Consider the following 22,838-nt stretch of genomic DNA (forward strand, 5'->3'; position numbering starts at 1 on the left):
CTGACCACGGAGAGCACTACGGATAATGGCCCGGTGTCCACTCCAGTGATCTCGGCCCGGGAAGCAGACGTACTCGAACTGCTCGGGGAGCACCTGAGCAACGCGGAGATAGCCGCGCGGCTGTTCATTTCGGTACGGACGGTCGAATCGCACGTCTCCTCGCTGCTCAGGAAGTTGGAGGTGCCGGACCGGCGGGCGCTGTCCCGGCACGCGCCCGAACCGGCGCGCGGCGAACCGGCGCGCCGGGCCCCCGCGCTTCCGGCACCGCTGACGGCGTTCGTCGGCCGGGCACGGGAACGCGGGGAGCTGGCCGCTGCGGTGACGGCACGTCGGCTGGTGACCGCCGTCGGTCTGGGCGGGGTGGGCAAGACGCGGCTCGCGCTGGCGGTGGCGGCCGACGCGGCGGGCGACTTCGCCGACGGGGTGTGCTTCGTCGACCTGGTCCCGGTCACCGATCCCGGGCGGGTGGGCGCGGCGGTCGCGGCGGCCATGGGCGTGGGCGAGCAGCCCGGGCGCGGCATCGACGACGCGCTGATGGCCGCGCTGGCGGACCGTCAGGCACTGCTGGTACTGGACAACTGCGAGCAGGTGCGCGACGGGGTGGCGCCGTTCCTGGAACGGCTGCTCGTCGCCTGCCCGGGGATACGGGTGCTCGCGACCAGCCGGGCCCGGCTGATGGTGCCGTTCGAGTGGGTCTTCCCGGTTCCGCCGCTGTCGCGCGTCGGCGGCGGCGAGTCGGAGGCGGTGGCCCTGTTCCTGGAGCGGGCGGCGGCGGTCGGCAGGGCCCCCGCGCCGGCGGAACGCGACCGGATCGCGGCGCTGTGCGAACGGCTCGACGGCATGGCGCTGGCCATCGAACTGGCGGCGGCCCGGTGGTCCACGCTCGGATTGGACGGCCTGGCGGCCGGCCTCGGCGACCAGCTCCGGATCCTCGCCGGCGGCCCCCGCGCCGACGGCAGGCACCGGTCGGTGCGGGCCGTCCTCGACTGGAGCCACGACCTGCTCGAGCCGCGGGACCGGGCACTGCTGCGTCGGGTGTCGGCGTTCGTCGCTCCGTTCACCGCCGAGGCGGCCGCCGAAGTGGCCTCCGAGGTGGCCGCCGAAGTGGCCTCCGAGGTGGCCGGGTTCGCCCCGCTGGAGGCGGCCGCGGTCGCCGACGGGCTCGGCAGGCTCGCCGAGCAGAGCCTGCTCGCCGTGACACCGTCCGACACCGGCACCCGCTACCAGGCGCTGGAGACCCTCCGCCAGTACGGCACGGAGCGGCTCGCCGACGCCGGTGAGCTCGGCGACGTCCGGTCGCGCCACCTGGCTTGGTGCCTGGCCGGTGCGGCCGGCCTCCAGGAAGGCGGCGGCTCGGACTGGCGAGCCCGGTTCGACGCGGTCGCGGAGGACCTGCGGGCCGCCCTGGCCTGGGCCGCGGGCCGGCCGGAGCAGCGCGCGGACGCGTGCCGTCTCGCCCTGTCCATGGCCGAGCTGGCCTTCACCCGGAACCTGCTGGGCGAGGCCCAACAGCGGTACGAGCAGGCGGCCTCGCTCGCCGTCGGCGCCGACGCCGCCGCCGCATTGCGGCAGGCCGCCGGGGTGGCCGGGTGCCGCAGGCTCGGGGACGACATGTACCGCCTGCACCGGGCCGCCGCCGAAGCCGCCCGACGGGCCGGGGACGCCTCCGGGGCCGCCCGCGACCTGGCGGCTGCCGCCACCGCCGCCTACCGCTTCTCCAGCACGTTCAGCAGCCGGGTTCCGCCCGCGGACGAGGTGACCGGCCTGCTCGCGGCGGCGCGCGAGCTGACCGGTGACGACGACCCGGCCGCCGAGGCGGCTTTCGCGCTGGCCGAGGCCGCGGTGGTCGCGGACGCGTTCGGCGCGGTCCAGGGGGCTGCGGACAACACCGCACCGGACACCGTCGCGTGCGCCGAACGGGCCGTCGAACTCGCCGGGCGCGCGGGCGACCCGGTGGCACGGTCCGCCGCCCTCGACGCGCTCTCCGGCGCCCAGAGCTGGGCCGGTGAGAGCTTCGCCGCCGCGGCCGCCGCCCGGGCCCGGATCGACATCCTGACCTCGGCGCCGAGCGCCCCCGCCCGGACGCACGAGCTGATCGACGCCCTGGCCATGGCCGCCGCGACCGCCGTCGGCACGGGCGAGCTGTCGGCGGCCCGCCAGTGGGGCAGCCGGCTCGCGGACCAGCCGCAGCTGGCCGAGGTGGGCGACCACGCCACGTCCTGGCTGCTGGTCGCGGACGCGTTCGCGGGCCGTGCCGACGCGGTGCTCACCAGCAGCGTGCGCTTCCTCGACGCGTGGGAGCAGGCCGGCCGGCAGCGGTCGTTCTCACTCGGTCCGGCCGCCGCGTCCGTCGCGATGATCCACGGCTTGCGGGGCGACCACGAGGCCCGAGCGGCCTGGCTCACGATCACCGACCGGACCGGCAGCAAGGAGGACCACCACCACGGCCACGGCGCCGTCTTCGACGCCATGGTCCTGCTCCACCACGGGGACGCGCACGCGGCCCTGGAGCGCGTCGCGCCCGAGCCGGAGCAGGTGTGGAAGTGGGTCTGCTGGGTCTGGCTGCACTGGTACGCGGCGCTCCGGGCGGAGGCAGCGGTCCTCGCCGGGCACCCGGACGCCCGGGCGCGGATCGCCGCCGCCCGGGCCGTGGTCGCCGGGAACCCGGTCGCCACCGCCCTGGTCGACCGGGCGGAGGCACTGCTCGGCGGCGATCTGCCGCAGTTGCTCGCCACCGCGGCGGCGTTCGAGGCGGCCGGCTGCCGCTACCAGTGGGCGCGCACGCTGCTGCTCGCCGGGGGCGCGCACGCCGCGACCGGCGCGTCCGCCCTGTCCGACCTCGGACTCGCGCCCATGTCGACCTAGTCCCGCCCGGTCGGGGGTCTGCGGCTGCCTGCCAGGTAGGGGGCCGGCCAGGGGGCGGCCGGACCCGTGTAGGACTGCTCGGCGGCCGCGTGCAGGGTCCAGTGCGGGTCGTAGAGGTGGGGGCGGCCGAGTGCGCAGAGGTCGGCGCGGCCGGCCAGGAGCAGGGAGTTGACGTCGTCCCAGGAGGAGATCGCGCCGACCGCGATGACCGGGACGCCGAGCGCGGCCCGGATCCGGTCGGCGTAGGGGGTCTGGTACGAGCGCCCGTACTCGGGGGCCTCGTCCGCCACCACCTGGCCCGTCGAGACGTCGATGGCATCCGCGCCGTGGGCCGCGAAGGCCCCGGCGATGGCGACCGCGTCCTCGGGCGAGGTGCCGCCGGGCGCCCAGTCGGTGGCCGAGAGGCGGACCGTCATCGGCCGGTCCGCGGGCCAGACGGCGCGGACCGCGTCGAAGACCTCGAGCGGGAAGCGGAGCCGGTTCTCCAGCGGGCCGCCGTAGGCGTCGGTGCGCAGGTTGGTCAGCGGGGAGAGGAACCCGGAGAGCAGGTAGCCGTGCGCGCAGTGCAGTTCCAGCAGGTCGAAGCCGGCGTCGGCGGCGCGGACGGCGGCCGCCGCGAAGTCGGAGCGGACGGCGGCGAGGTCGGCGGCGGCCAGCTCGCGCGGGACGGCCGAGACCCCGGGCCGGTACGGCAGCGCGGAGGCGGCCACCAGCGGCCAGTTGCCCTCGGGCAGGGGGGCGTCCATGCCCTCCCACATCACCCGGGTCGAGCCCTTGCGGCCCGAGTGGCCGAGCTGGACGCCGAGGGCGACTCCGGGCGCGGAGGCGTGCACGAAGTCGGCGATCCGCGCCCAGGCTGCGGCCTGCCGCGCGGTGTAGAGGCCCGTGCAGCCCGGGGTGATGCGGCCCTCGGCGCTGACGCAGACCATCTCGGTCATCACCAGGGCCGCCCCACCGAGAGCCCGCGCGCCGAGGTGGACCAGGTGGAAATCGCCCGGGACCCCCTCGTCCCCGGTCGCCGCAGCACGTCCTGTCGCCGAGGCACCTCCTGTCGCCGAATACATGTCCATCGGGGACACCACGACCCGGTTGCGCAGCGTCAGTCCGCGCAGGGTGAGCGGGGTGAACATCGGCGGCGTTCCCGCCCGGTCCGGGCCCTCGCCGGCCCCGTCGGGGCAGCCGAACTCCTGCTCCACCGCGCGGGTGAAGCGCGGGTCGCGCAGCCGCAGGTTGCCGTGGGTGACCCGCCTGCTGCGCGTGAGGAGGTTGAAGGCGAACTGCCGGGCGGGCTGGTCCACGTACGCGGCGGCCTCCTCGAACCACCGCATGCTGGCGGCGGCCGCCCGCTGGGTGGAGGCCACCGCAGGCCGCCGTGCGGCCTCGTAGGCGGCCAGCGCGGCGGGGACGTCCCGGTCCGCCTCCAGCGCCCGGGCGAGCGCGAGCGCGTCCTCCACGGCCAGTTTGGTGCCGGAGCCGATCGAGAAGTGCGCGGTGTGCGCCGCATCGCCGATCAGCACCACGTTCCCGTGGGACCAGTGCTCGTTGGCGACGGTGTGGAACCGGGTCCACGCGGAGCGGTTCCCGCGCAGCGGCCGTCCCCGCAGGGCCTCGCTGAAGATCTTGGCGCAGCGGGCGGCCGATTCCGCCTCGTCGCACAGGTCGAAGCCGGCCTGCCGCCAGACCTCCTCGCGCATCTCGACGATCACGGTGGAGGAGTCCGCCGCGTACGGGTAGGCGTGCAGCTGCATCACCCCGTGCTCGGTCTCGGCGATCTCGAAGCGGAAGGCCGTGAGCGCGAAGTCGGCGGCCAGCCAGATGTACCGGCACCGGCCTCCCGTGACCGTCGGCCGGTAGTGCGCCGCGCCGCTCTCGCGGATCCGGCTGTGCACCCCGTCCGCCGCGACGACCAGGTCGTACGAGGCCGCGAGCGCCCGCGGGTCGGGGGCTTCGGCGCGGAAGCGCAGCCGGACCCCGAGGCCCGCGCACCGCTCGTGCAGGATCTCCAGGAGGCGGCGGCGGCCCAGCGCGGCGAAGCCGTGGCCGCCGGAGGTCAGCAGCCGGCCCCGGTGCACGATGTCGACGTCGTCCCAGCGCGTGAACTCCGCGCACAGGGCGGCGTAGACGACGGCGTCGGCCGCTTCGATGCCGCCGAGGGTCTCGTCGGAGAGCACCACGCCGAAGCCGAAGGTGTCATCGGGGGCGTTGCGCTCCCAGACCTCCACCGCGTGCCCCTGCCGGGCGAGCAGGGCGGCGGCGTACAGCCCGCCCGGTCCCCCGCCCACGACGGCGACCCTCAGCACGGCGGGTTCCGGCATCGCGCTACCTGCCCTTCCACTGGGGCGCCCGCTTCCCGGTGAAGGCCGCGTGGAACTCCCGGTAGTCCTCGCCGTTCATCAGCAGCGCCTGGGTGTTCGCGTCCAGCTCCACGGAGGCGGCGAGCGGCATGTCGAGCTCGGCGGTCAGCAGCGCCTTGGTCTGCGCGTAGGCGAGGGCGGGGCCGGCGGCGAGGTGCGCGGCGAGTTCGGCGGCCCGCGCGAAGGCCCCGCCCTCCTCGGTCACCTCGCTCAGCAGCCCGATCCGCTCGGCTTCGGGGGCCCTGACCTGCTCCCCCAGCATCAGGAGCCGGGTGGCGTGGCCGAGCCCGACGATCCGGGGCAGCAGGTAAGCGGCGCCCATGTCGCCGCCGGAGAGGCCGACGCGGGTGAAGAGGAACGCGAAGCGGGCGGTGGGGTCGGCGATCCGGAAGTCCGCGGCGAGGGCGATGACGGCGCCCGCGCCGGCGGCGATGCCGTGGACGGCGGCGATCACCGGGAAGGGGCATTCGCGCAGGGCGCGCACGACCTGGCCGGTCATCCGGTTGAAGTCGAGGAGCTGGGCCGTGTCCATCGCGAGGGTGGCGCCGATGATCTCGTCGACGTCGCCTCCGGAGCAGAAGCCGCGGCCCTCGCCGCCGAGCACGAGGGCGCGCACGGAACGCTCCCTGGACAGTTCGGCGAGCAGGTCGCGCAGGTCGGCGTAGGCGCCGAAGGTGAGCGCGTTCAGCTTCTCGGGGCGGTCGAGGGTGACGGTGGCGACGCCGTCGCGCCGGTCCACCCGCAGGTGGCGCCAGCGTTCGGTCGCTGGAGTGGAACCAAGGAAGGGGCTCACCTTCCCGAAGGTATCACCGGCTCGTGACCACCGTCACAGAAACGCGATACATCCGGCCTCCCGGTGCGAGCCCGCCCGCCACACGCACCGAAGGTCCCGAACCGGTGTGGCCCTCGTCCCTTGCGCTCACGTCGGGGTGCCCTACGGTCCGACATTTCCACTTCGTATCGTTGAAAGCAGGATTTCCTCCGCAGTACGACCCCGAACGACCCCGGAACGACCTCGGAACGACCCCGAAGCCCACCACGGAACGGACGGTCCCGCCTTGTCCGACGTCTCCGCCACAGCCTGGCGGATCACCCTGCCGCACACCACCGCCGCCGTACCGATCGCCCGCGCCCTGGTCCGTACGGCGCTCGCCGACACCGACGCCCCCGCCGACAGCGACACCGCCGAGCTGCTCACCGCCGAGCTGGTCGCCAACGCCGTCGAGCACACCCCCTCCGCCGCCCCGATCGAGCTGGTCGTGGAGCTGCTGGCCAACGGGTGCCAGGTCGAGGTCCACGACGGGGACCCGCAGGCCCCCGGCGACCTCACCGCCCCCGGCGCGGACTCCGCGCACCCCGATCCCTGGCAGGAGCACGGCCGCGGCCTGCTGCTGATCCGGACCCTCAGCTCCGCCTGCGGCCACCGCCGCACCCCGCACGGCAAGGCCGTCTGGTTCACCCTGCCGGCCCGGCGCCCCCACTAGAAGAGCGCCGAGCGGGGCGCATGACTATGCGTCCGGCCCCGCGAGCGTCGCGACGAGGACCGCCTTGATGGTGTGCAGCCGGTTCTCCGCCTCGTCGAAGACGACCGAGTGCGCGGATTCGAACACCTCGTCCGTCACCTCCAGCGAGTCCAGCCCGTGCCGCTCGTGGATCTCCCGCGCCACCTCGGCGCCGAGGTCGTGGAAGGCCGGCAGGCAGTGCATGAACTTCACGTCCGGGTTCCCGGTGGCGCGCAGCACGTCCATGGTGACGGCGTACGGGGACAGCGCCTCGATCCGCTCGTCCCAGACCTCCTTGGGCTCGCCCATGGACACCCAGATGTCCGTCAGCACGAAGTCGGCCTGCGCGACGCCCTCCTCCAGGTCCTCGGTGAGGGTGATCCGGGCGCCGCTCCCGGCCGCCAGCTCGCGGGCCGCGGCCACCACGGGCTCGGCCGGCCAGTACCGCCGCGGCGCGACGATCCGTACGTCCATGCCCAGCAGCGCGCCGGTCACCAGGTAGGAGTTGCCCATGTTGAACCGGGCGTCGCCGAGGTAGGCGAAGGCCATCCGCTCCAGCGGCTTGGCGCAGTGCTCGGTCATCGTGAGCACGTCTGCCAGCATCTGGGTGGGGTGCCAGTCGTCGGTGAGGCCGTTGAAGACGGGTACGCCGGAGTGCGCGGCGAGCTGCTCGACGGTGTCCTGCGCGTCGCCCCGGTACTCGATGCCGTCGAACATCCGGCCCAGCACCCGCGCGGTGTCCTTGACCGATTCCTTGTGGCCCATCTGGGAGCCGGCGGGGTCGAGGTAGGTGGTGTGGGCGCCCTGGTCGGCGGCGGCGACCTCGAAGGCGCAGCGGGTGCGCGTGGAGGTCTTCTCGAAGATCAGGGCGATGTTCTTGCCCTGGAGGCGCCGCCGCTCGGCCCCGGCCCTCTTGGCCGCCTTGAGTTCGGCGGCGAGCTCGACCAGGCCGCGGAACTCGGCGGCCGAGAAGTCGAGCTCCTTGAGGAAACTGCGGCCGACGAGGTCGGTGGCCATGGGGACTCCAAAGTCACGGTGACGGGGCAACGCTGGAAGTCTATACGATGCTCTGTATTGATATACAGACCCCCGCGGACCCCCGCCGCTGCCCCCGCACCCCCCCCGCCGCCTTCGCCCACCCCGGAGTCCTGAACAGTCGTGCCCAGCTGGACTTCGTACGGGCCAAGGTGCAGGCGGGGCAGCAGCCGTGGAAGGCGGCGTTCGACGACATGCTGGCGAGCCGCTACGGCTCGCTGTCCCGGACCCCCAAGCCGCGGGCCGTCGTCGAATGCGGCTCCTACTCCAACCCGAACCTCGGATGCACCGACGAGCGGGAGGACGCGATAGCCGCGTACACCGACGCGCTCGCCTGGTACGTCACCCGCGACGACCGCTACGCGAAGAAGTCGATCGAGCTGATGGACGCCTGGTCAGCCCGGATCAAGGACCACACGAACAGCAACGCCCCGCTGCAGAGCGGCTGGGCGGGCTCCACCTGGCCGCGCGCCGCCGAGATCGTCAAACACGCCTACACCGGCGGCTGGCCGAACCAGGGGCGCTTCGCGACCATGCTGCGCGAGGTCTACCTGCCGGAGGTGATCGGCGGGCGGCCGAACAGCAACGGCAACTGGGAACTGATCATGATGGACGCGGCCGTCGGCATCTCCGTCCACCTCGACGACCGCGCGAGCTACGACAAGGCGATGGCGGTCTACCTCGGGCGGGTGCCCGCCTACTTCTACCTGGCCTCCGACGGGCCGCAGCCGAAGTACCCGCCGCGCTCCACCATCGACACCAGGAGCGAGCTGATCGACTACTGGCACGGCCAGAGCACCTTCACGGACGGTCTCGCGCAGGAGACCTGCCGGGACTTCGGCCACACCGGCATGGGGATCGCGGCGACGATGCACGTGGCGGAGACCTCGCGCATCCAAGGGCGGGACCTCTACCCGGAGTTCAAGGACCGGTTCCGGCACGCGCTGGGCTTCCACGCCAAGTACGAGCTCGGCGAGGCCGTGCCCGCCTCGCTCTGCGGCGGGAGCCTGGCCAAGGGCCTGGGGCCGGCCACCGAGGTCGGCTACAACGCCCTGCACACCCGGCTCGGCGTCACGATGGAGAACACCCGCAGGCTCACCGAGGGCCGGCGCCCGGCGGGCACCGAGAACCACTTCGAGGCGTGGGAGACGCTGACCCACGCGGACAACCCGAACTGACGGCCGCGCCCGGTACGAACGGTACGGCCGGCGCCGCCGGTCGTACCGGCACGGTGCGGCCCCGCCACCCGGCGGGGCCGCACGCGTGTGGGAGGGCTCAGCCGGCTTCCTTGACCTGGGCCGCCGTCGGCGCGGTGCCGCCGAGGTGGGCCGGCAGCCACCAGGAGTCCTCCGGACCCTTGGGCCGGGCCGGGTAGGCGCTCTGCGCGGCGTCCAGCAGCTCCTGCACCCGCTCGCGCACCCGGCGGGTGATGGCGCCGGCGTACTGGTCGGACGGAGCCTCCAGCGGCTCGCCGACCCGCATCGTCACCGGGATGTGGCTGCGCTTGAGGTCCTTGGGGCGGCCCTTGGTCCACAGGCGCTGCGTGCCCCACAGGGCCACCGGGATCAGCGGGACGCCGGCCTCCTGCGCCATGCGCGCCGCACCGGACTTGAAGCTCTTCAGCGTGAAGGACTGGGAGATCGTCGCTTCCGGGAACACACCGATGATCTCGCCGGAGCGCAGCGAGTCCAGCGCGTGCTGGTACGCCGTCTCACCCTGCGCCCGGTCCACCGGGATGTGCTTCATCGCGCGCATCAGCGGGCCGGACACCTTGTGCCGGAACACCGACTCCTTCGCCATGAAGCGGACGAGGCGCTTCTGCGGGCGCGCGGTGAGCCCGGCGAAGATGAAGTCGAGGTAGCCGATGTGGTTCGACACCAGAACCGCCCCGCCCTTGCGCGGGATGTTCTCGGTGCCCTTCATGTCGATGCGGACGTCGAGGGCGCGGAAAAAGGTGTGTGCGGCGCCGATCACCGGGGGGTAGACGAGCTCAGCCATGGTGGGGAGACCCCGCTTTCTGCCTGGAGGTGTTCCCGGCCGGAAGTTACGGCAGCGTAGGTACGCGGCCATGGGGATCGTGCCCCATACGCGGGCCGCAGGCCAGCCCAGACGCCCGTGCCCGGCGAGATTCTCGTCACGCCGGGAATGCGGCGCACGCGCGGGGCGCTCGGATCAGCGTACGAACGGACCGGGATGATGGACGAGTGCGTTGTACGAGCGGACGTACGACAGCGGGTGTGGACGCGGGTCCGCGGACCTGCGCGGGCAGGACTACGGCGGCGACGGGAGCACGCGTGCACGGGCACGAAGAGGCACGGGCACGAAGGGCACGGGGTGCACGGGGTGCACGAGCGGAACGAGCCGGCCGGGGCGGACGAACGGCACCGGCGGGACGGCCGGAGCGGGGGCGGGCCGCGGCTGGGCGCCGCGGAACTGGGCGCGGAGTTGGGGGAGCGGGCCAGCCTGGTGCAGTTCTCCAGCGCCTTCTGCCAGCCCTGCCGGGCCACCCGCAGGATCCTCGCCGAGGTCGCGGCCATGGTCGAAGGCGTGGCGCACATCGAGATCGACGCCGAGAAGAACCTGGACCTCGTCCGGGCGCTGGGCGTCGAGACGACCCCGACGGTCCTCGTCCTGGACGCGGGCGGCCGGATCGTGCGGCGGGCGGCCGGGATGCCGCGCAAGGCCGACGTGATCGCGGCCTTGGGAGCCGCCGTATGACCCGCGCCGAGGCGCTCCCCGAGGTGCGACCCGAGGCACTCCCCGCGGCGGCCGGAGCGCCGGTGCGCGCGCCCGCACGCAGCGTGACGCGCCCTACATCTGTCCGCTGCGGCTTGACTGTGTACACGGGTGATCGCCAGGCTGGCGACATGCGGTATGAACTCCTGCTTTACCGACGGGGACTCCCCTCGTGACTGCTCCGACGGCTCCCCCTCCCCGTTCCGGCACCGGCCTGCCCGGCTCGCCCGACCTGCTGCGCTCGGTGTTCCGCCGGCACGCGGCGGGCGTTGCCGTGATCACCGCCGAGAGCGGCGGCCGGCCGGCGGGCTTCACCGCGACCTCGCTCAACTCGGTCTCCGCCGACCCGCCGCTCCTGTCGTTCACCATCGGCACCGGATCCTCCAGCTGGCCCGCGGTACGGGACTCCGACCACCTCGGCGTGCACATACTCGGCGAGCACCAGCGGGAACTGGCCGGTCTGTTCGCGCGGAACGGGGCCGATCGCTTCGGTCCGGCGACCGACTGGGCGCCCGGGCCGCACGGGGTCCCGGTGCTGGAGGGCGTCCTGGCCTGGCTGGTGTGCCGGGTGGTGGCGCGGGTGCCCGCCGGCGAGCACCGGGTGATCATCGCGGAGGCGGTGGCCGGGGACCCGGCGGGAGACGCTCTGGGGGACCCGGCCGGGCAGGGCCGTCCGCTGTTGTACCACCAAGGGCGCTTCAACGCGTTGCGCGACTGAATCGTGCCTGTTGGGGTGGGTTGCGGAGGCGTTGGCCAGATCACAGCCCGCCGCCCTTGCAACCTGGCGGCCCCCGCTGTGTACTGACGAGTAACATCCCCTTTGGGGCACGGGCCGCCCCTTAAGGGGTGGCTCCGAGATGGCGCCTATGCTGCCTGAGCAAGGCGGTACCAGAAATGTCGATGCGGTAGGAGAGCCGGCGTGAGCCTGAGGATCGTTGTCTGTGTGAAGTACGTGCCCGACGCCACCGGCGACCGGCAGTTCACCGAGGACCTGACCGTCAACCGCGACGACGTCGACGGCCTGCTGTCGGAGCTCGACGAGTACGCCGTGGAGCAGGCGCTGCAGATCGCCGACGAGGCCGATGACGCGGAGATCACGGTCCTGACGGTGGGCCCCGAGGACGCGAAGGACGCGCTGCGCAAGGCGCTGTCGATGGGTGCCGACAAGGCCATCCACGTCGAGGACGACGACCTGCACGGCAGCGACGTCATGGGCACCTCGCTGGTGCTCGCCAAGGCGATCGAGAAGGCCGGCTACGACCTGGTCATCACGGGCATGGCCTCGACGGACGGCACCATGGGTGTCCTCCCGGCGATCCTGGCGGAGCGCCTGGGGGTCCCGCAGGTCACCCTCCTGTCCGAGGTCAAGGTCGAGGGCGGCGTCGTGACCGGCCGCCGCGACGGCGACTCGGCGAGCGAGCAGCTGGAGGCCTCCCTCCCGGCGCTCGTCTCGGTGACGGACCAGTCGGGCGAGGCCCGCTACCCGTCCTTCAAGGGCATCATGGCCGCCAAGAAGAAGCCGGTGGAGTCCTGGGACCTCGAGGAGCTCGAGATCGAGGCCGACGAGGTCGGCCTCGAGGGCTCCTGGACCGCGGTCGACTCCGCGACCCAGCGCCCGGCCCGTACCGCCGGAACGATCGTCAAGGACGAGGGCGAGGGCGGCAAGTCGCTGGCCGGCTTCCTTGCGGAGCAGAAGTTCATCTAGGCACAGCCTGGCCGGCCGGAAGCTCGTCCAAGAGCTTCGGCCCTCTCACTACGCCCCCTGACCTACTTCGCATGCGCAGGAGCATCCCCCAATGGCTGAAGTCCTCGTCTACGTCGACCACGTCGACGGCGCCGTCCGCAAGCCCACCCTCGAACTGCTGACGCTGGCCCGCCGCATCGGCGAGCCCGTCGCCCTGGCGCTCGGCGCCGGCGCCGAGGCCACCGCCGCCGTGCTCGCCGAGCACGGTGCCGTCAAGGTCCTCACCGCCGACGCCCCCGAGTTCTCCGACTACCTCGTCGTACCGAAGGTGGACGCGCTCCAGGCCGCGTACGACGCCGTGTCCGCCGCGGGTTCCCTGGTCGCCGTGCTCGTCCCGTCCTCCGCGGAGGGCAAGGAGATCGCCGCCCGCCTGGCCGTCCGCATCGGCTCGGGCATCATCACCGACGCCATCGACATCGAGGCGGGTGACAAGGGTCCGGTCGCGACGCAGGCCGCGTTCGCCGCGTCCTTCACCACCAAGTCCGTGGTCTCCAAGGGCACCCCGGTCATCACCGTGAAGCCGAACTCGGCCCCGGTCGAGGCCGCCCCGGCCGCCGGCACCGTCGAGGCGCTCGCCGTCACCTTCGGCGCCCTGGCCACCGGCACCAAGATCACCTCCCGCACCCCGCGCGAGTCGACCGGCCGCCCCGAGCTGACCGAGGCCGCGATCGTGGTCTCCGGCGGCCGCGGCGTCAACGGCGCCGAGAACTTCCACATCATCGAGGCGCTCGCGGACTCCCTCGGCGCGGCCGTCGGCGCCTCGCGCGCGGCCGTCGACGCCGGCTGGTACCCGCACTCCAACCAGGTCGGCCAGACCGGCAAGTCGGTCTCCCCGCAGCTGTACATCGCCTCCGGCATCTCGGGCGCGATCCAGCACCGGGCCGGCATGCAGACCTCGAAGACCATCGTCGCCATCAACAAGGACGCCGAGGCTCCGATCTTCGACCTCGTCGACTACGGCGTGGTCGGCGACCTCTTCGCGGTCGTCCCGCAGCTGACCGACGAGATCAAGGCGCGCAAGGGCTAGATCCCTGTCGCAGGCGCTGACCTGCGGGTAAGTGGTCTCCGGGGCCGTGTGGTGTTTCTCACCGCACGGCCCCGAGTCGTTTGTCCAGGACGGCGGGGGGACCATTGACGGAGTGGAACCCCGTGACTAAATTCTGTAATGCGGATCTAAGATTCCGTGAAGCGGAAAAGAGGAGAGTGCACGATGGGTCAGCAGGAGAAGGTGGCGACGAGCCTCGCAGGCGCGGTCAGCGAGGGCATCAGCGCTTCCCTCAAGCCGGTGGACGCGGAACTCGCGCGCCACTACCCGGGCGACCCCGGCACCCGCCAGCCCATCCACACGGTCTACGTGCCCGGTGACGTCTTCGCCGCGGACACCATCCGCTCCTGGGGCGACCAGGCCCTCGCGGCCCTGGACGAGCACGCCCCGGACGCCGCCACCTTCGCCAAGGTGCTGGGCATCTCCGACGAGCTGGCCGTCCCGGTCTACGACCGCGTCCGCGCCAAGCTCGCCTCCGAGCCCATCGAGGACCTCCGCGTCGACTTCGAGGACGGCTTCGGCGTCCGCTCCGACGAGGAGGAGGACCAGGCCGCCGCCCGCGCCGCCCGTCTCGTCGCCGAAGCGTTCTCCAACGGCACGAACGCCCCGTACATGGGCATCCGCATGAAGTGCATGGAGTCCAACGTCCGCGACCGCGGCATCCGGACCACCGACATCTTCCTCTCCGGCCTGCTCGCGCACGGCGGCCTGCCCGAGGGTCTGGTCCTGACCCTGCCCAAGGTCACGTACCCCGAGCAGGTCACGGCGTTCGTGCAGCTGCTGGAGGCCTTCGAGACCGCCCGCGGCCTGCGCCCGGGCCGGATCGGCTTCGAGATCCAGATCGAGACCAGCCAGTCCATCCTCGCCTCCGACGGCACCGCCGCGGTCGCCCGGATGATCGAGGCCTCCAAGGGCCGCGCCACCGGCCTGCACTACGGCACCTTCGACTACAGCGCCTGCGTCGGCGTCTCGGCCGCCTACCAGTCGAGCGACCACCCCGCCGCCGACCACGCCAAGGCGATCATGCAGGTCGCGGCCGCCGGCACCGGCGTACGCGTCTCCGACGGCTCCACCAACGTCCTGCCGATCGGCACCACCGAGCACGTCCACGAGGCCTGGAAGCTGCACTACGGCCTGACCCGGCGCGCCCTGGCCCGTGCCTATTACCAGGGCTGGGACATGCACCCGGCGCACCTGCCGACCCGCTACGCGGCCGTCTTCGTCTTCTACCGCGAGGGCCTCGAGACGGCCGCCGCGCGCCTGAAGGCGTACGTCGCCAAGATCGAGGGCGACGTCATGGACGAGCCCGCCACCGCGAAGGCGCTGGCCGGCTACCTGGTCCGCGGCCTCGACTGCGGCGCCGTCGGCGCCGAGGAGGTCACCGCCCTGACCGGCCTGACCCGCGCGGAGCTCGACGCCTTCGCCATCCCGCGCCGCTCGGCCACCCTGACGGCGACCGCCTGACCCCCGGTCCGCCCCGGCCCCAGCGCCTGCGCAGCCCCGCCCGGACGATCCCGGGCGGGGCTGCGGCGCGTTCGGCGCCCGGCGGCACCCGACGCGTCAGGAGCCCGGCGGGATTTCGCCCGAGCCGCGGGGGATCAGGCGGGTCGGGAGCTCGATGCGGGCCGGCGGGAGGTCGGCGCCCGCCAGGCGCTGGAAGAGGCGGTCCGTGGCCACGCGGCCCAGCGCCGCCGCGTCTTGGGCGATCACGGTGACTCCGGGGCGCAGCAGGTCGGCGAGCTCGAAGTCGTCGAAGCCGACCAGCGCCACCCGGCCGGGCCGCGCCGCCAGGACCCGTACGACCGTGACCGTCACCCGGTTGTTCCCGGCGAAGAGGGCCGTCACCGGCTCCGGGCCGGACAGCATCGACCGGGTGGCGGCCGCGACGCGGTCGGGGGCGGTCGGGCCGAGGGAGACCCAGGACCCGGCGACCGGCAGGCCTGCGTCCTCCATGGCCGCGCGGTAGCCCCGGAGCCGCTCGGTCGCCGTGTGGATGTGCGGGTGGTCGCCGATGAAGCCGATCCGGCGGTGGCCGCCCGCGATCAGGTGGGCCACCCCGTCCCGTGCGCCGCCGAAGCTGTCGGACAGTACGACGTCCGCGTCGATCCGGCCCGCCGGCCGGTCCACGAACACCGTGGCCACCCCGGCCCGGATCTCCGGCTCGAGATAGCGGTGGTCGTCCCCGGCCGGGATCACCACGAGTCCGTCCACCCGGCGGGCGCACAGCGCGAGCGCCAACTCCCGCTCGCGGTCCGGGTCCTCGGCGCTGGAGCCGTTGATCAGCAGCGCGCCGTGCGCCCGGGCCACCTCCTCCACGGCCCGGTTGAGCGGCCCGTAGAAGGGGTCGGCGAGGTCCTCCAGGACGAGGCCGACGGTCGCGGTGCGGCCCTTGCGGAGCACGCGGGCGCTGTCGTTGCGGCGGAAGCCGAGGGCGTCGATGGCGTCCTGGACCCGCTTCTCCGTGTCCGGTGTGACCCCCGGCTCGCCGTTGACCACGCGCGACACCGTCTTCAGGCCCACGCCGGCCCGGGCCGCCACGTCCTTCATGGTCGGCCGGTTGCCGTAGCGGGGCTCGATCGGGCGGCGGGTGTGCGGCACGGTGGGGAACCTCCGGTGGGTCGGGCGCCCTGGCGGCGCGGACAGGCCTGTGACCTTGAGGATAAGCACTCGGCGGGGGAGCGGGGTTTCCGTGGCAGGGTGGTGCGGGCAAGCCACTGGGGGCATCGGGAGAGGGGTAGACGTGATTGTCTGGATCAACGGCACTTTCAGCGCCGGGAAGAGCAGCACGGCCCGGGAACTGACCGGGCTCCTGCCGGACAGCACCCTGTTCGACCCGGAGTTCATCGGTGACGCGCTGCGCGTGCTGCTGCCGCGCAAGCGCCTCGCGGAGGTCTCCGACTACCAGGACCTGCCGATGTGGCGGCGGCTCGTCGTGGACACGGCGGCGGCGATGCTCGCGGAGCTGGGCGGCGTCCTGGTGGTGCCGATGACCCTGCTGCGGCAGGAGTACCGGGACGAGATCTTCGGCGGGCTGGCGGCGCGCAGGATCGCGGTGCGGCACGTGCTGCTGGCCCCGGCGGAAACGATCCTGCGCGAGCGGATCGCGACGCGGGAGGAGCCCGGGGCGCCGCGGGAAGTGGACCTCCGGGTGCGGCAGTGGGCCTACGACCACATACCGGTCTACCAGCACGCGCTGGGCTGGCTGACGGCCGACGCCCACGTCGTCGACAACGGGGCCCTGACGGTCCGGGAGACGGCGGAGCGGATCGCCGAGGCCGTACGCACCGGCGCCGCCCCGGCCTGTGACATCGTGCAGACCCCGCAGCCGACGCGCGAGACGGTGGCGGCCGGGGTGCTCCTCTTCGACGACGAGGACCGGGTGCTCCTCGTGGATCCGACGTACAAGGCGGGCTGGGAGTTCCCGGGTGGCGTCGTCGAGGCGGGCGAGGCACCGGCCCGCGCCGGGATGCGGGAGGTCGAGGAGGAGCTGGGCCTCGTCCTGGAGCACGCCCCGGAACTGCTGGTCGTGGACTGGGAGCCGCCGGCGCCCCCGGCGGGGTACGGGGGACTGCGGCTGCTCTTCGACGGCGGCCGGCTGCCGGCGGCGCAGGCCGGGCGGCTGCGGCTGCCGGGGCCGGAGCTGCGGGCGTGGAGGTTCGTGACGGAGGAGGAGGCGGCGCACCTCCTCCCGGAAGTCCGGTACGAGCGGCTGCGATGGGCCCTGCGCGCACGGGAGCGGGGCCGCGCGGCGTACCTCGAGGCGGGCCGGCCGGTCCCCCAGGGGGTGTGACCCCGGGCTCCGCGGAGTCCCTCCCTAGGATGATCCGATGGGCCTCTTCGACAGACTGACCGGCACGAGCGGTCCCCGCGCCGGTGCGGCACCGCTCTCCGCGGCGGCGGTACGCACCGTGCTGCTCGCGATCAACGGACCGGGCGTGCCGTACGCGGTGCGCGAGGGCACGCCCGGGGAGCGCGCCGACCTGGTGGCGGAGTGGCACGTCCGGGGGCTGGACCTGAGGCTCAGGACCCGGATGCGCCTGGTCCCGGCGCGGCGCGAGGTACGGGCCGTCGACGAGCAGTGGGACGGGGTGACGCGCGAGTACGGCCGGGGGCCGACGACGACGGTGTCGCGGCAGTGGACGTACGAGCGGGGGCCGGACGGCCGTCGCCGCCGGGTCGAGACGTTGCGCGTCGACCCGCGGGAGATGAGGAACCCCCTGCGGGCCGCGGTCATCGGCGCGGGCTGGACATGGCGCGGAGTGCTGTTCAGGCTGTGACCGGCGGGCCGGAGGCGGCCGTGGCGGAGGAGCCCGCGTCCGGGGCGTCCGGGGCTTCCGTCGCGGCTGCGTCGGTCGCCTTCGCCGCCGAGCGGAGGGTGGCGGCCGTGTCCTCGGTCAGGGGGTCGCCGTGGCCGAAGCAGGCCACCGACGGGGACAGCCCGGCCAGCCGGCGGAAGGAGGCGACGGCCTCGGCGCGGTCCACGTTGAAGACGCCCAGCATCACCCGGCCGACTCCGGCGACGCAGTCACCCGTGAACAGCACTCCGTGCGCGGGCAGATGGACCGCGATGCTGCCGGGGGTGTGGCCCGGGGAGTGGACGACGACGGCGCCGCCGCCGAAGGTGAGTACCTCGCCGTCCGAGAGCTCCCGGTCCACACGGGTCGGCGGGGCCTCGGACACCGTCAAGCCGTGTGCGTACAGCGGCAGTTCCCAGTCCAGCAGCACCGGCTCGGGGACCGGCTGCTCGCCGCGGACCACCGGTGCGTCCAGCCGGTGCGCCAGCACCTGCGCGCCCCAGCGGGCGGCGAGTTCGCCCGCCGCGCCGACGTGGTCGCGGTGGCAGTGGGTCAGGACGATCCGCTCCAGCCGTTCGGGCCGCAACCCGAGGGAGCGTATGGCGTCCTCGATCGCGGCCGCCGACTCGGCGTGGCCCGCGTCGATCAGGGTCAGGTCCGCCCCGTCGCGCCAGAGATAGGCCTGGCCGATGCGGAAGCGGAGCATGTGGAGCCGTTCGGGGATGACTTCGACGAGATCCAGGTCCATCCCCCGAACGTAACCGGGCCGATCCCGCGGAGGGCGGCGATACGCCGGAAGCGGAGTTCGCCCCCGGCGGACCCCATGCGGACCCCCGGCGGATCCTGCCGGCGGTCTTCGGTCGACCGCCGGCAGGATCCGCCGGCCGGCGTCAGGCCCGCTTGGACTCGGCGTAGTTGACGAGGAACAGTGCCTCGGTGACCGAGAGGCGCTCCAACTCCTCCGGGGAGACGCTCTCGTTCACCGCGTGGATCTGCGCCTCGGGCTCGCTCAGCCCGATCAGCAGCATCTCCGCGTCCGGGTACAGCGAGGTCAGCGTGTTGCACAGGGGGATCGATCCGCCCATGCCGCTGATCTGCATCTCCTGGCCGGGGTACGCCGCCTCCATGGCCTTCGCCATCGACGCGTACGCCGGGCTGTCGGTGTCCGCCTGGAACGGCTGCCCCTGGCCGACGACTTCGAGCTCCAGGCGGGCCTGCCACGGGGTGTGCGCCACCAGGTGCGCCTCCAGCAGCTTGATGGCCTGCGCCGTGTCCACGCCCGGCGGCACCCGCAGGCTCACCAGCGCGCCCGCGCTCGCGTGCACCGACGGGGTCGCGCCGACCAGCGGCGGGGAGTCGATGGCCAGCACGGTGACCGCGGGCCGGGCCCACAGCCGGTCGGCGATGGTGCCCCCGCCGATCAGCTCGACCCCGTCCAGTACCTTCGCGTCGGCACGGAAGTCGGCCTCCGGGTACTGGAGCCCCTCCCACACCGTGTCCGAGGAGAGCCCGTCCACCGTGGTCGAACCGTCCGCCGAGCGCAGCGAGGCCAGCAGCTGGATCAGCGCGGCCATCGCGTCCGGGGCGGCGCCGCCGAACATGCCGGAGTGCAGGTTGCCCGCCAGGGTGTCGATCCTGACCTTCAGCAGGGCCATCCCGCGCAGGGTCGCCGTGACCGTCGGCAGGCCCTTGCGGAAGTTGCCCGCGTCGCCGATCACGACGGCGTCGGCGGCCAGCAGTTCGGGGTGGGCCGTCGCGTACTGCTGCAGACCGCCCGTGCCCTGCTCCTCCGAGCCCTCGACGATCACCTTGACGCCCACCGGCACACCGCCGTTGGCCTTCAGGGCGCGCAGCGCGAGCAGGTGCAGGATGAACCCGCCCTTGCAGTCGGCCGTACCGCGCCCGTACCAGCGCCCGTCGCGCTCGGTCAGCTCGAAGGCCGGGGAGACCCAGGCCGGGTCGTCCAGCGGGGGCTGCACGTCGTAGTGCGCGTACAGCAGCACGGTCGGCGCGCCCGCGGGACCGGGCAGGTAGCCGTACACCGACTGGGTGTCGTCGGGGGTGTCGAGGAGCGCCACGTCCTGGAAGCCCTCGGCGCGCAGCGCGTCGGCCACCCAGTTCGCCGCGGCCTCGCTCTCGCTCTTGGGGAACTGTGCCCAGTCCGCCACCGACTGGAAAGCCACCAGCTCGGACAGCTCCTGCTTGGCGCGGGGCATCAGCGAGGCGACGGTCTCGGCGATCGGATGAGACGGCATGGGCACGCTCCTCTTGGGTGCGACGTTGGTGTACGTGTACGCGTCCCGCATTCGCGGGGTGGGCGTATGCGGAGTACGGCGAAAGACTGTCTCGATCCTCGCACAACGGGGCAGGCGGTCTCGCGCCGTAGGATTTCCCCGGCATCGGAGCAACGGCGTGAACCGCAGGATCAGGAGCAGCAGCACATCGTGAGCAGCGACGAGAGCGACAACGGCGACGTACGCGACGCGGCGGCAGGACAGGCCGCCGAGCACACGGACGCGGAGGTGGCCGGGGGGACCGGCGAGGTGTGGGACGTGGTCGTGGTCGGGGCCGGGCCGGCCGGGTCCTCGGCGGCGCACGCGGCGGCGGCCGCCGGGCGGCGCGTCCTGCTGCTGGAGAAGGCGGAACTGCCCCGGTACAAGACCTGCGGCGGAGGCATCATCGGCCCCTCGCGCGACGCCCTGCCGCCGGGCTTCGTACTGCCGTTCAAGGACCGCATCCACGCGGTCACCTTCTCGCTGGACGGGAAGTTCGCCCGGACGCGGCGTTCCAAGCAGATGCTGTTCGGCCTGATCAACCGGCCCGAGTTCGACGCGGCGCTGGTCGCCGAGGCGGAGAAGGCGGGCGCGACGGTCCGTACGGGTACGGCCGTGGCGCGGGTCGAGCAGCACGGGGCCTCCGTGCCCGACCGGCGCACCGTCGCCGTGGTCCTGGCCGACGGCGAGACCGTGCTGGCGCGGGCCGTGGTCGGCGCGGACGGCAGCGCGAGCCGGATCGGCGCCCACGTGGGGGTCGAGATGGACCAGGTCGACCTCGGCCTGGAGGCGGAGATCCCGGTGCCCGCCACGGTCGCCGAGGACTGGAAGGGCCGGGTCCTCATCGACTGGGGCCCGCTCCCCGGCAGCTACGGCTGGGTCTTCCCCAAGGGCGACACCCTCACCGTCGGGGTCATCTCGGCGAAGGGGGAGGGCGCCGCGACCAAGCGGTACCTGGACGACTTCATCGCCCGGCTGGGTCTGGCCGGCTTCGAACCGGCCGTCTCCTCGGGGCACTTGACCCGCTGCCGCAAGCCGGGCTCGCCGCTCTCGCGCGGCCGGGTGCTGGTCGCCGGCGACGCGGCCGGGCTGCTGGAGCCGTGGACGCGCGAGGGCATCTCCTTCGCGCTGCGCTCGGGCCGGCTCGCCGGGGAGTGGGCGGTGAAGGTCTCCGAGGCGCAGGACGCGGTGGACGCGCGCCGCCAGGCGCTCAACTACGCCTTCGCGGTCAAGGCCGGGCTGGGTGTGGAGATGGGCGTCGGCAAGCGGATGCTGACGGTCTTCGAGGCCAAGCCGGGACTCCTGCACGCGGTGATCACCGGCTTCCGGCCGGCCTGGCTGGCCTTCGCCCGGATCACGCGCGGCTCGATGACCCTGGCCGACATGGTGCGTACGTACCCGCTGGCGCGCAAGGCGCTGCACCTGCTCGACGCCAGGCAGGCGCGGAGCCGGGGCGAGGGCGCGGGCGGGGGCCCGGGCCCGGACGAGGCTGCGGGCGCGGGCGCCGATCAGGGAGGGGCCCGGGGCTGAGACCGGCGGACGGCGGACGGCGGACGGCGGTCAGCGGACGGCTGTCGGCCGTCGACGGTCGCTGTCGCCGGTCAGCCGGTGACCGTGATGCGGAAGACCGGGTGGTCGGCCGCGGCCGCGCGGAGCTCGGACTCGGAGGAGTCCGCGGTGACGCCGTTGAAGAACCGGTTGACCTCCCAGCCCCACTTCTTCAGGTAGCCGCGAAGGACCACGGCCTGCTCGGCGGGGTCGGTGAGTTCGGTGACGGTGAAGCTGCGCACCTTGCGGCCCACCCGGAGCTCGCCGCCGCCCGCCGCCCGCATGTTGCGCACCCACTGCGAGTGGCCCCGGGCGGAGACCAGGTACTGCTCGCCGTCCTGGGTGTGGGGGTTCACCGGAATCCGCTGCATCTGGCCGGAGGTGCGGCCGCGCACCGACAGCTCGGCCGTACCGGCCAGGCTGATGCCGATCCGGGCGAGCTTGCCGAGGAGGGCGTTGAAGCGGACACCGACCGGGCCGGCCTGGATGTAGTACGGCTTGGACGCGTTCATGACGGCCTCCGAGGATATGTGGGAGAGCACTGCTCTCGCTTGAGATCAGTGTGCACGGGTCGGCGATCCAAAGCAAGAGCAGTGCTCTCTGAATGGATCGGTGATCCAGTTTTTGGGCGCTGCTCTCGCTCCGTGCCACACTGACGTCCATGAGCACCGTGCGAGGGGCCCGCGAGCGGGCCCGCATCGAAGTCACCGCCGCCATCAAGGACGAGGCGCGCCGCGCGCTCGCGGCCGAGGGCGCGGCCAAGCTCTCGCTGCGCGCCGTCGCCCGCGAGCTGGGCATGGTCTCCTCCGCCCTCTACCGCTACTTCCCCAGCCGCGACGAGCTGCTCACCGCCCTCATCGTCGACGCCTACGACAGCGTCGGCGCCGCCGCCGAGGCGGTCGACGCCCGGGCCCTCGCCGCCGGCTCCGGGCCCCGCGCGCGCTGGATCGCGGTCTGTGAGGCCGTCCGCGCCTGGGCGCTGGAGCACCCGCACGAGTACGCGCTCATCTACGGCTCACCGGTCCCCGGCTACACCGCACCCCTGGACACCATCGGCCCCGCCTCGCGCGTCGGCAACGCCCTCATTGGCATCGTCCGCGCCGCCTACGAGGGCCGGGGCGTCGCCCTCCCGCCGCTCCCCGCCGAGCTGCGCCCCGAAGCCGTCCGGATGGTCGAGGACTTCGCCGCAGGGCTGCCCCCCGAGGTCGCCGCCGCCCTGGTCGCGGCCTGGGCGCAGCTCTTCGGGCTGGTCTCCTTCGAGGTGTTCGGCCAGTTCGCCCGGGTCGTCGAGGACCGGGAGGCGTTCTTCGCGCACGCCGCCGGGCAGTTGGCGCACGGAGTGGGGCTGTCCGCCGTGTGACGGGGCCGCGATTGTTCGCTTGTCAGTTCCTCATACCGAAGCAGAGGATTCGGCTCTGGCGGGCCCGGCGGTCCGTCTAGT

20 protein-coding genes are annotated in these 22,838 nt (G+C 73.5%); 12 read left to right on the plus strand and 8 right to left on the minus strand.

The genetic code is table 11. The features are described 5' to 3' along the window. The first annotated feature begins 33 nt into the window (after positions 1-33). Entirely contained in the window at positions 34-2,865 is a 2,832-nt protein-coding gene (locus DRB96_RS13325; protein WP_112448645.1) for a LuxR C-terminal-related transcriptional regulator, read from the plus strand. Here DRB96_RS13325 and DRB96_RS13330 read toward each other — a convergent pair. Continuing rightward, positions 2,862-5,180, minus strand: coding sequence for a bifunctional salicylyl-CoA 5-hydroxylase/oxidoreductase (locus tag DRB96_RS13330; RefSeq protein ID WP_112448646.1), 2,319 nt, complete (start codon positions 5,178-5,180; stop codon positions 2,862-2,864). The genes DRB96_RS13325 and DRB96_RS13330 overlap by 4 nt on opposite strands. Positions 5,181-5,184: 4 nt before the next feature. Then, on the minus strand, positions 5,185-6,012 hold the full coding sequence (locus tag DRB96_RS13335) for an enoyl-CoA hydratase family protein (protein WP_112448647.1): 828 nt from the start codon (positions 6,010-6,012) through the stop codon (positions 5,185-5,187). A gap of 265 nt (positions 6,013-6,277) precedes the next feature. Here DRB96_RS13335 and DRB96_RS13340 point away from each other — a divergent pair, with 265 nt between their 5' ends. Beyond that, complete coding sequence (locus tag DRB96_RS13340; RefSeq protein WP_112448648.1) at positions 6,278-6,703, plus strand: ATP-binding protein; 426 nt, start codon at positions 6,278-6,280, stop codon at positions 6,701-6,703. A gap of 24 nt (positions 6,704-6,727) precedes the next feature. On the opposite strand, the gene argF is transcribed toward DRB96_RS13340, so the two are convergent. Next, complete coding sequence (gene argF, locus DRB96_RS13345) at positions 6,728-7,738, minus strand: ornithine carbamoyltransferase (RefSeq protein WP_112448649.1); 1,011 nt, start codon at positions 7,736-7,738, stop codon at positions 6,728-6,730. A gap of 47 nt (positions 7,739-7,785) precedes the next feature. On the opposite strand from argF, the gene DRB96_RS13350 reads away from it, so the two are divergent. Then, positions 7,786-8,934 carry an alginate lyase family protein gene (locus DRB96_RS13350; RefSeq protein WP_112448650.1) on the plus strand — a complete coding sequence of 383 codons (1,149 nt, stop codon included), beginning with the start codon at positions 7,786-7,788 and terminating at the stop codon, positions 8,932-8,934. A 97-nt stretch (positions 8,935-9,031) separates the two neighbouring features. On the opposite strand, the gene DRB96_RS13355 is transcribed toward DRB96_RS13350, so the two are convergent. Continuing rightward, positions 9,032-9,754: a lysophospholipid acyltransferase family protein gene (locus DRB96_RS13355; RefSeq protein ID WP_112448651.1), complete on the minus strand. Its 723-nt coding sequence runs from the start codon at positions 9,752-9,754 to the stop codon at positions 9,032-9,034. Positions 9,755-10,174: 420 nt separating this feature from the next. Between DRB96_RS13355 and DRB96_RS13365 the strand changes: the two genes are divergently transcribed. The 5 genes from DRB96_RS13365 to DRB96_RS13385 all read left to right on the plus strand — a co-directional run bounded on the left by DRB96_RS13365 (position 10,175) and on the right by DRB96_RS13385 (position 14,745). Continuing rightward, the gene (locus DRB96_RS13365; RefSeq protein ID WP_239516773.1) at positions 10,175-10,474 is read left to right on the plus strand and encodes a thioredoxin family protein; all 300 of its coding nucleotides are present in this window, start codon (positions 10,175-10,177) and stop codon (positions 10,472-10,474) included. A gap of 190 nt (positions 10,475-10,664) precedes the next feature. Then, entirely contained in the window at positions 10,665-11,210 is a 546-nt protein-coding gene (locus DRB96_RS13370) for a flavin reductase family protein (RefSeq protein ID WP_112448653.1), read from the plus strand. A gap of 201 nt (positions 11,211-11,411) precedes the next feature. Further along, positions 11,412-12,197 carry an electron transfer flavoprotein subunit beta/FixA family protein gene (locus DRB96_RS13375; protein WP_112448654.1) on the plus strand — a complete coding sequence of 262 codons (786 nt, stop codon included), beginning with the start codon at positions 11,412-11,414 and terminating at the stop codon, positions 12,195-12,197. A 91-nt stretch (positions 12,198-12,288) separates the two neighbouring features. Then, complete coding sequence (locus tag DRB96_RS13380; RefSeq protein WP_112448655.1) at positions 12,289-13,263, plus strand: electron transfer flavoprotein subunit alpha/FixB family protein; 975 nt, start codon at positions 12,289-12,291, stop codon at positions 13,261-13,263. 183 nt (positions 13,264-13,446) lie between these two features. Further along, on the plus strand, positions 13,447-14,745 hold the full coding sequence (locus DRB96_RS13385) for an aldolase/citrate lyase family protein (RefSeq protein ID WP_112448656.1): 1,299 nt from the start codon (positions 13,447-13,449) through the stop codon (positions 14,743-14,745). Positions 14,746-14,841: 96 nt separating this feature from the next. Here DRB96_RS13385 and DRB96_RS13390 read toward each other — a convergent pair whose 3' ends face one another. Continuing rightward, complete coding sequence (locus DRB96_RS13390) at positions 14,842-15,828, minus strand: LacI family DNA-binding transcriptional regulator (RefSeq protein ID WP_112453396.1); 987 nt, start codon at positions 15,826-15,828, stop codon at positions 14,842-14,844. 193 nt (positions 15,829-16,021) lie between these two features. On the opposite strand from DRB96_RS13390, the gene DRB96_RS13395 reads away from it, so the two are divergent. Then, positions 16,022-17,071, plus strand: a complete 1,050-nt coding sequence (locus DRB96_RS13395; RefSeq protein ID WP_112448657.1) for an NUDIX hydrolase — start codon at positions 16,022-16,024, stop codon at positions 17,069-17,071. A gap of 37 nt (positions 17,072-17,108) precedes the next feature. Beyond that, on the plus strand, positions 17,109-17,558 hold the full coding sequence (locus DRB96_RS13400; RefSeq protein WP_112448658.1) for a hypothetical protein: 450 nt from the start codon (positions 17,109-17,111) through the stop codon (positions 17,556-17,558). Here DRB96_RS13400 and DRB96_RS13405 read toward each other — a convergent pair. Together DRB96_RS13405 and DRB96_RS13410 are read right to left on the minus strand one after the other, a co-directional pair. Next, positions 17,548-18,318, minus strand: a complete 771-nt coding sequence (locus DRB96_RS13405) for an MBL fold metallo-hydrolase (protein WP_112453397.1) — start codon at positions 18,316-18,318, stop codon at positions 17,548-17,550. The genes DRB96_RS13400 and DRB96_RS13405 overlap by 11 nt on opposite strands. A gap of 148 nt (positions 18,319-18,466) precedes the next feature. Beyond that, a complete protein-coding gene (locus DRB96_RS13410; RefSeq protein WP_112448659.1) occupies positions 18,467-19,831 on the minus strand; it encodes a dipeptidase in 1,365 nt (454 codons plus the stop codon). Between the two features lie 288 nt (positions 19,832-20,119). Here DRB96_RS13410 and DRB96_RS13415 point away from each other — a divergent pair, with 288 nt between their 5' ends. Next, the gene (locus DRB96_RS13415) at positions 20,120-21,379 is read left to right on the plus strand and encodes a geranylgeranyl reductase family protein (protein WP_343234698.1); all 1,260 of its coding nucleotides are present in this window, start codon (positions 20,120-20,122) and stop codon (positions 21,377-21,379) included. 71 nt (positions 21,380-21,450) lie between these two features. On the opposite strand, the gene DRB96_RS13420 is transcribed toward DRB96_RS13415, so the two are convergent. Continuing rightward, the gene (locus tag DRB96_RS13420) at positions 21,451-21,909 is read right to left on the minus strand and encodes a nitroreductase/quinone reductase family protein (RefSeq protein WP_112453398.1); all 459 of its coding nucleotides are present in this window, start codon (positions 21,907-21,909) and stop codon (positions 21,451-21,453) included. Positions 21,910-22,058: 149 nt separating this feature from the next. Between DRB96_RS13420 and DRB96_RS13425 the strand changes: the two genes are divergently transcribed. Further along, complete coding sequence (locus DRB96_RS13425) at positions 22,059-22,757, plus strand: TetR/AcrR family transcriptional regulator (protein WP_112448660.1); 699 nt, start codon at positions 22,059-22,061, stop codon at positions 22,755-22,757. The last annotated feature ends 81 nt before the right edge of the window (positions 22,758-22,838 follow it).

The organism is Streptomyces sp. ICC1, assembly GCF_003287935.1.
In the GTDB taxonomy this organism is placed as follows: domain Bacteria; phylum Actinomycetota; class Actinomycetes; order Streptomycetales; family Streptomycetaceae; genus Streptomyces; species Streptomyces tritrimontium.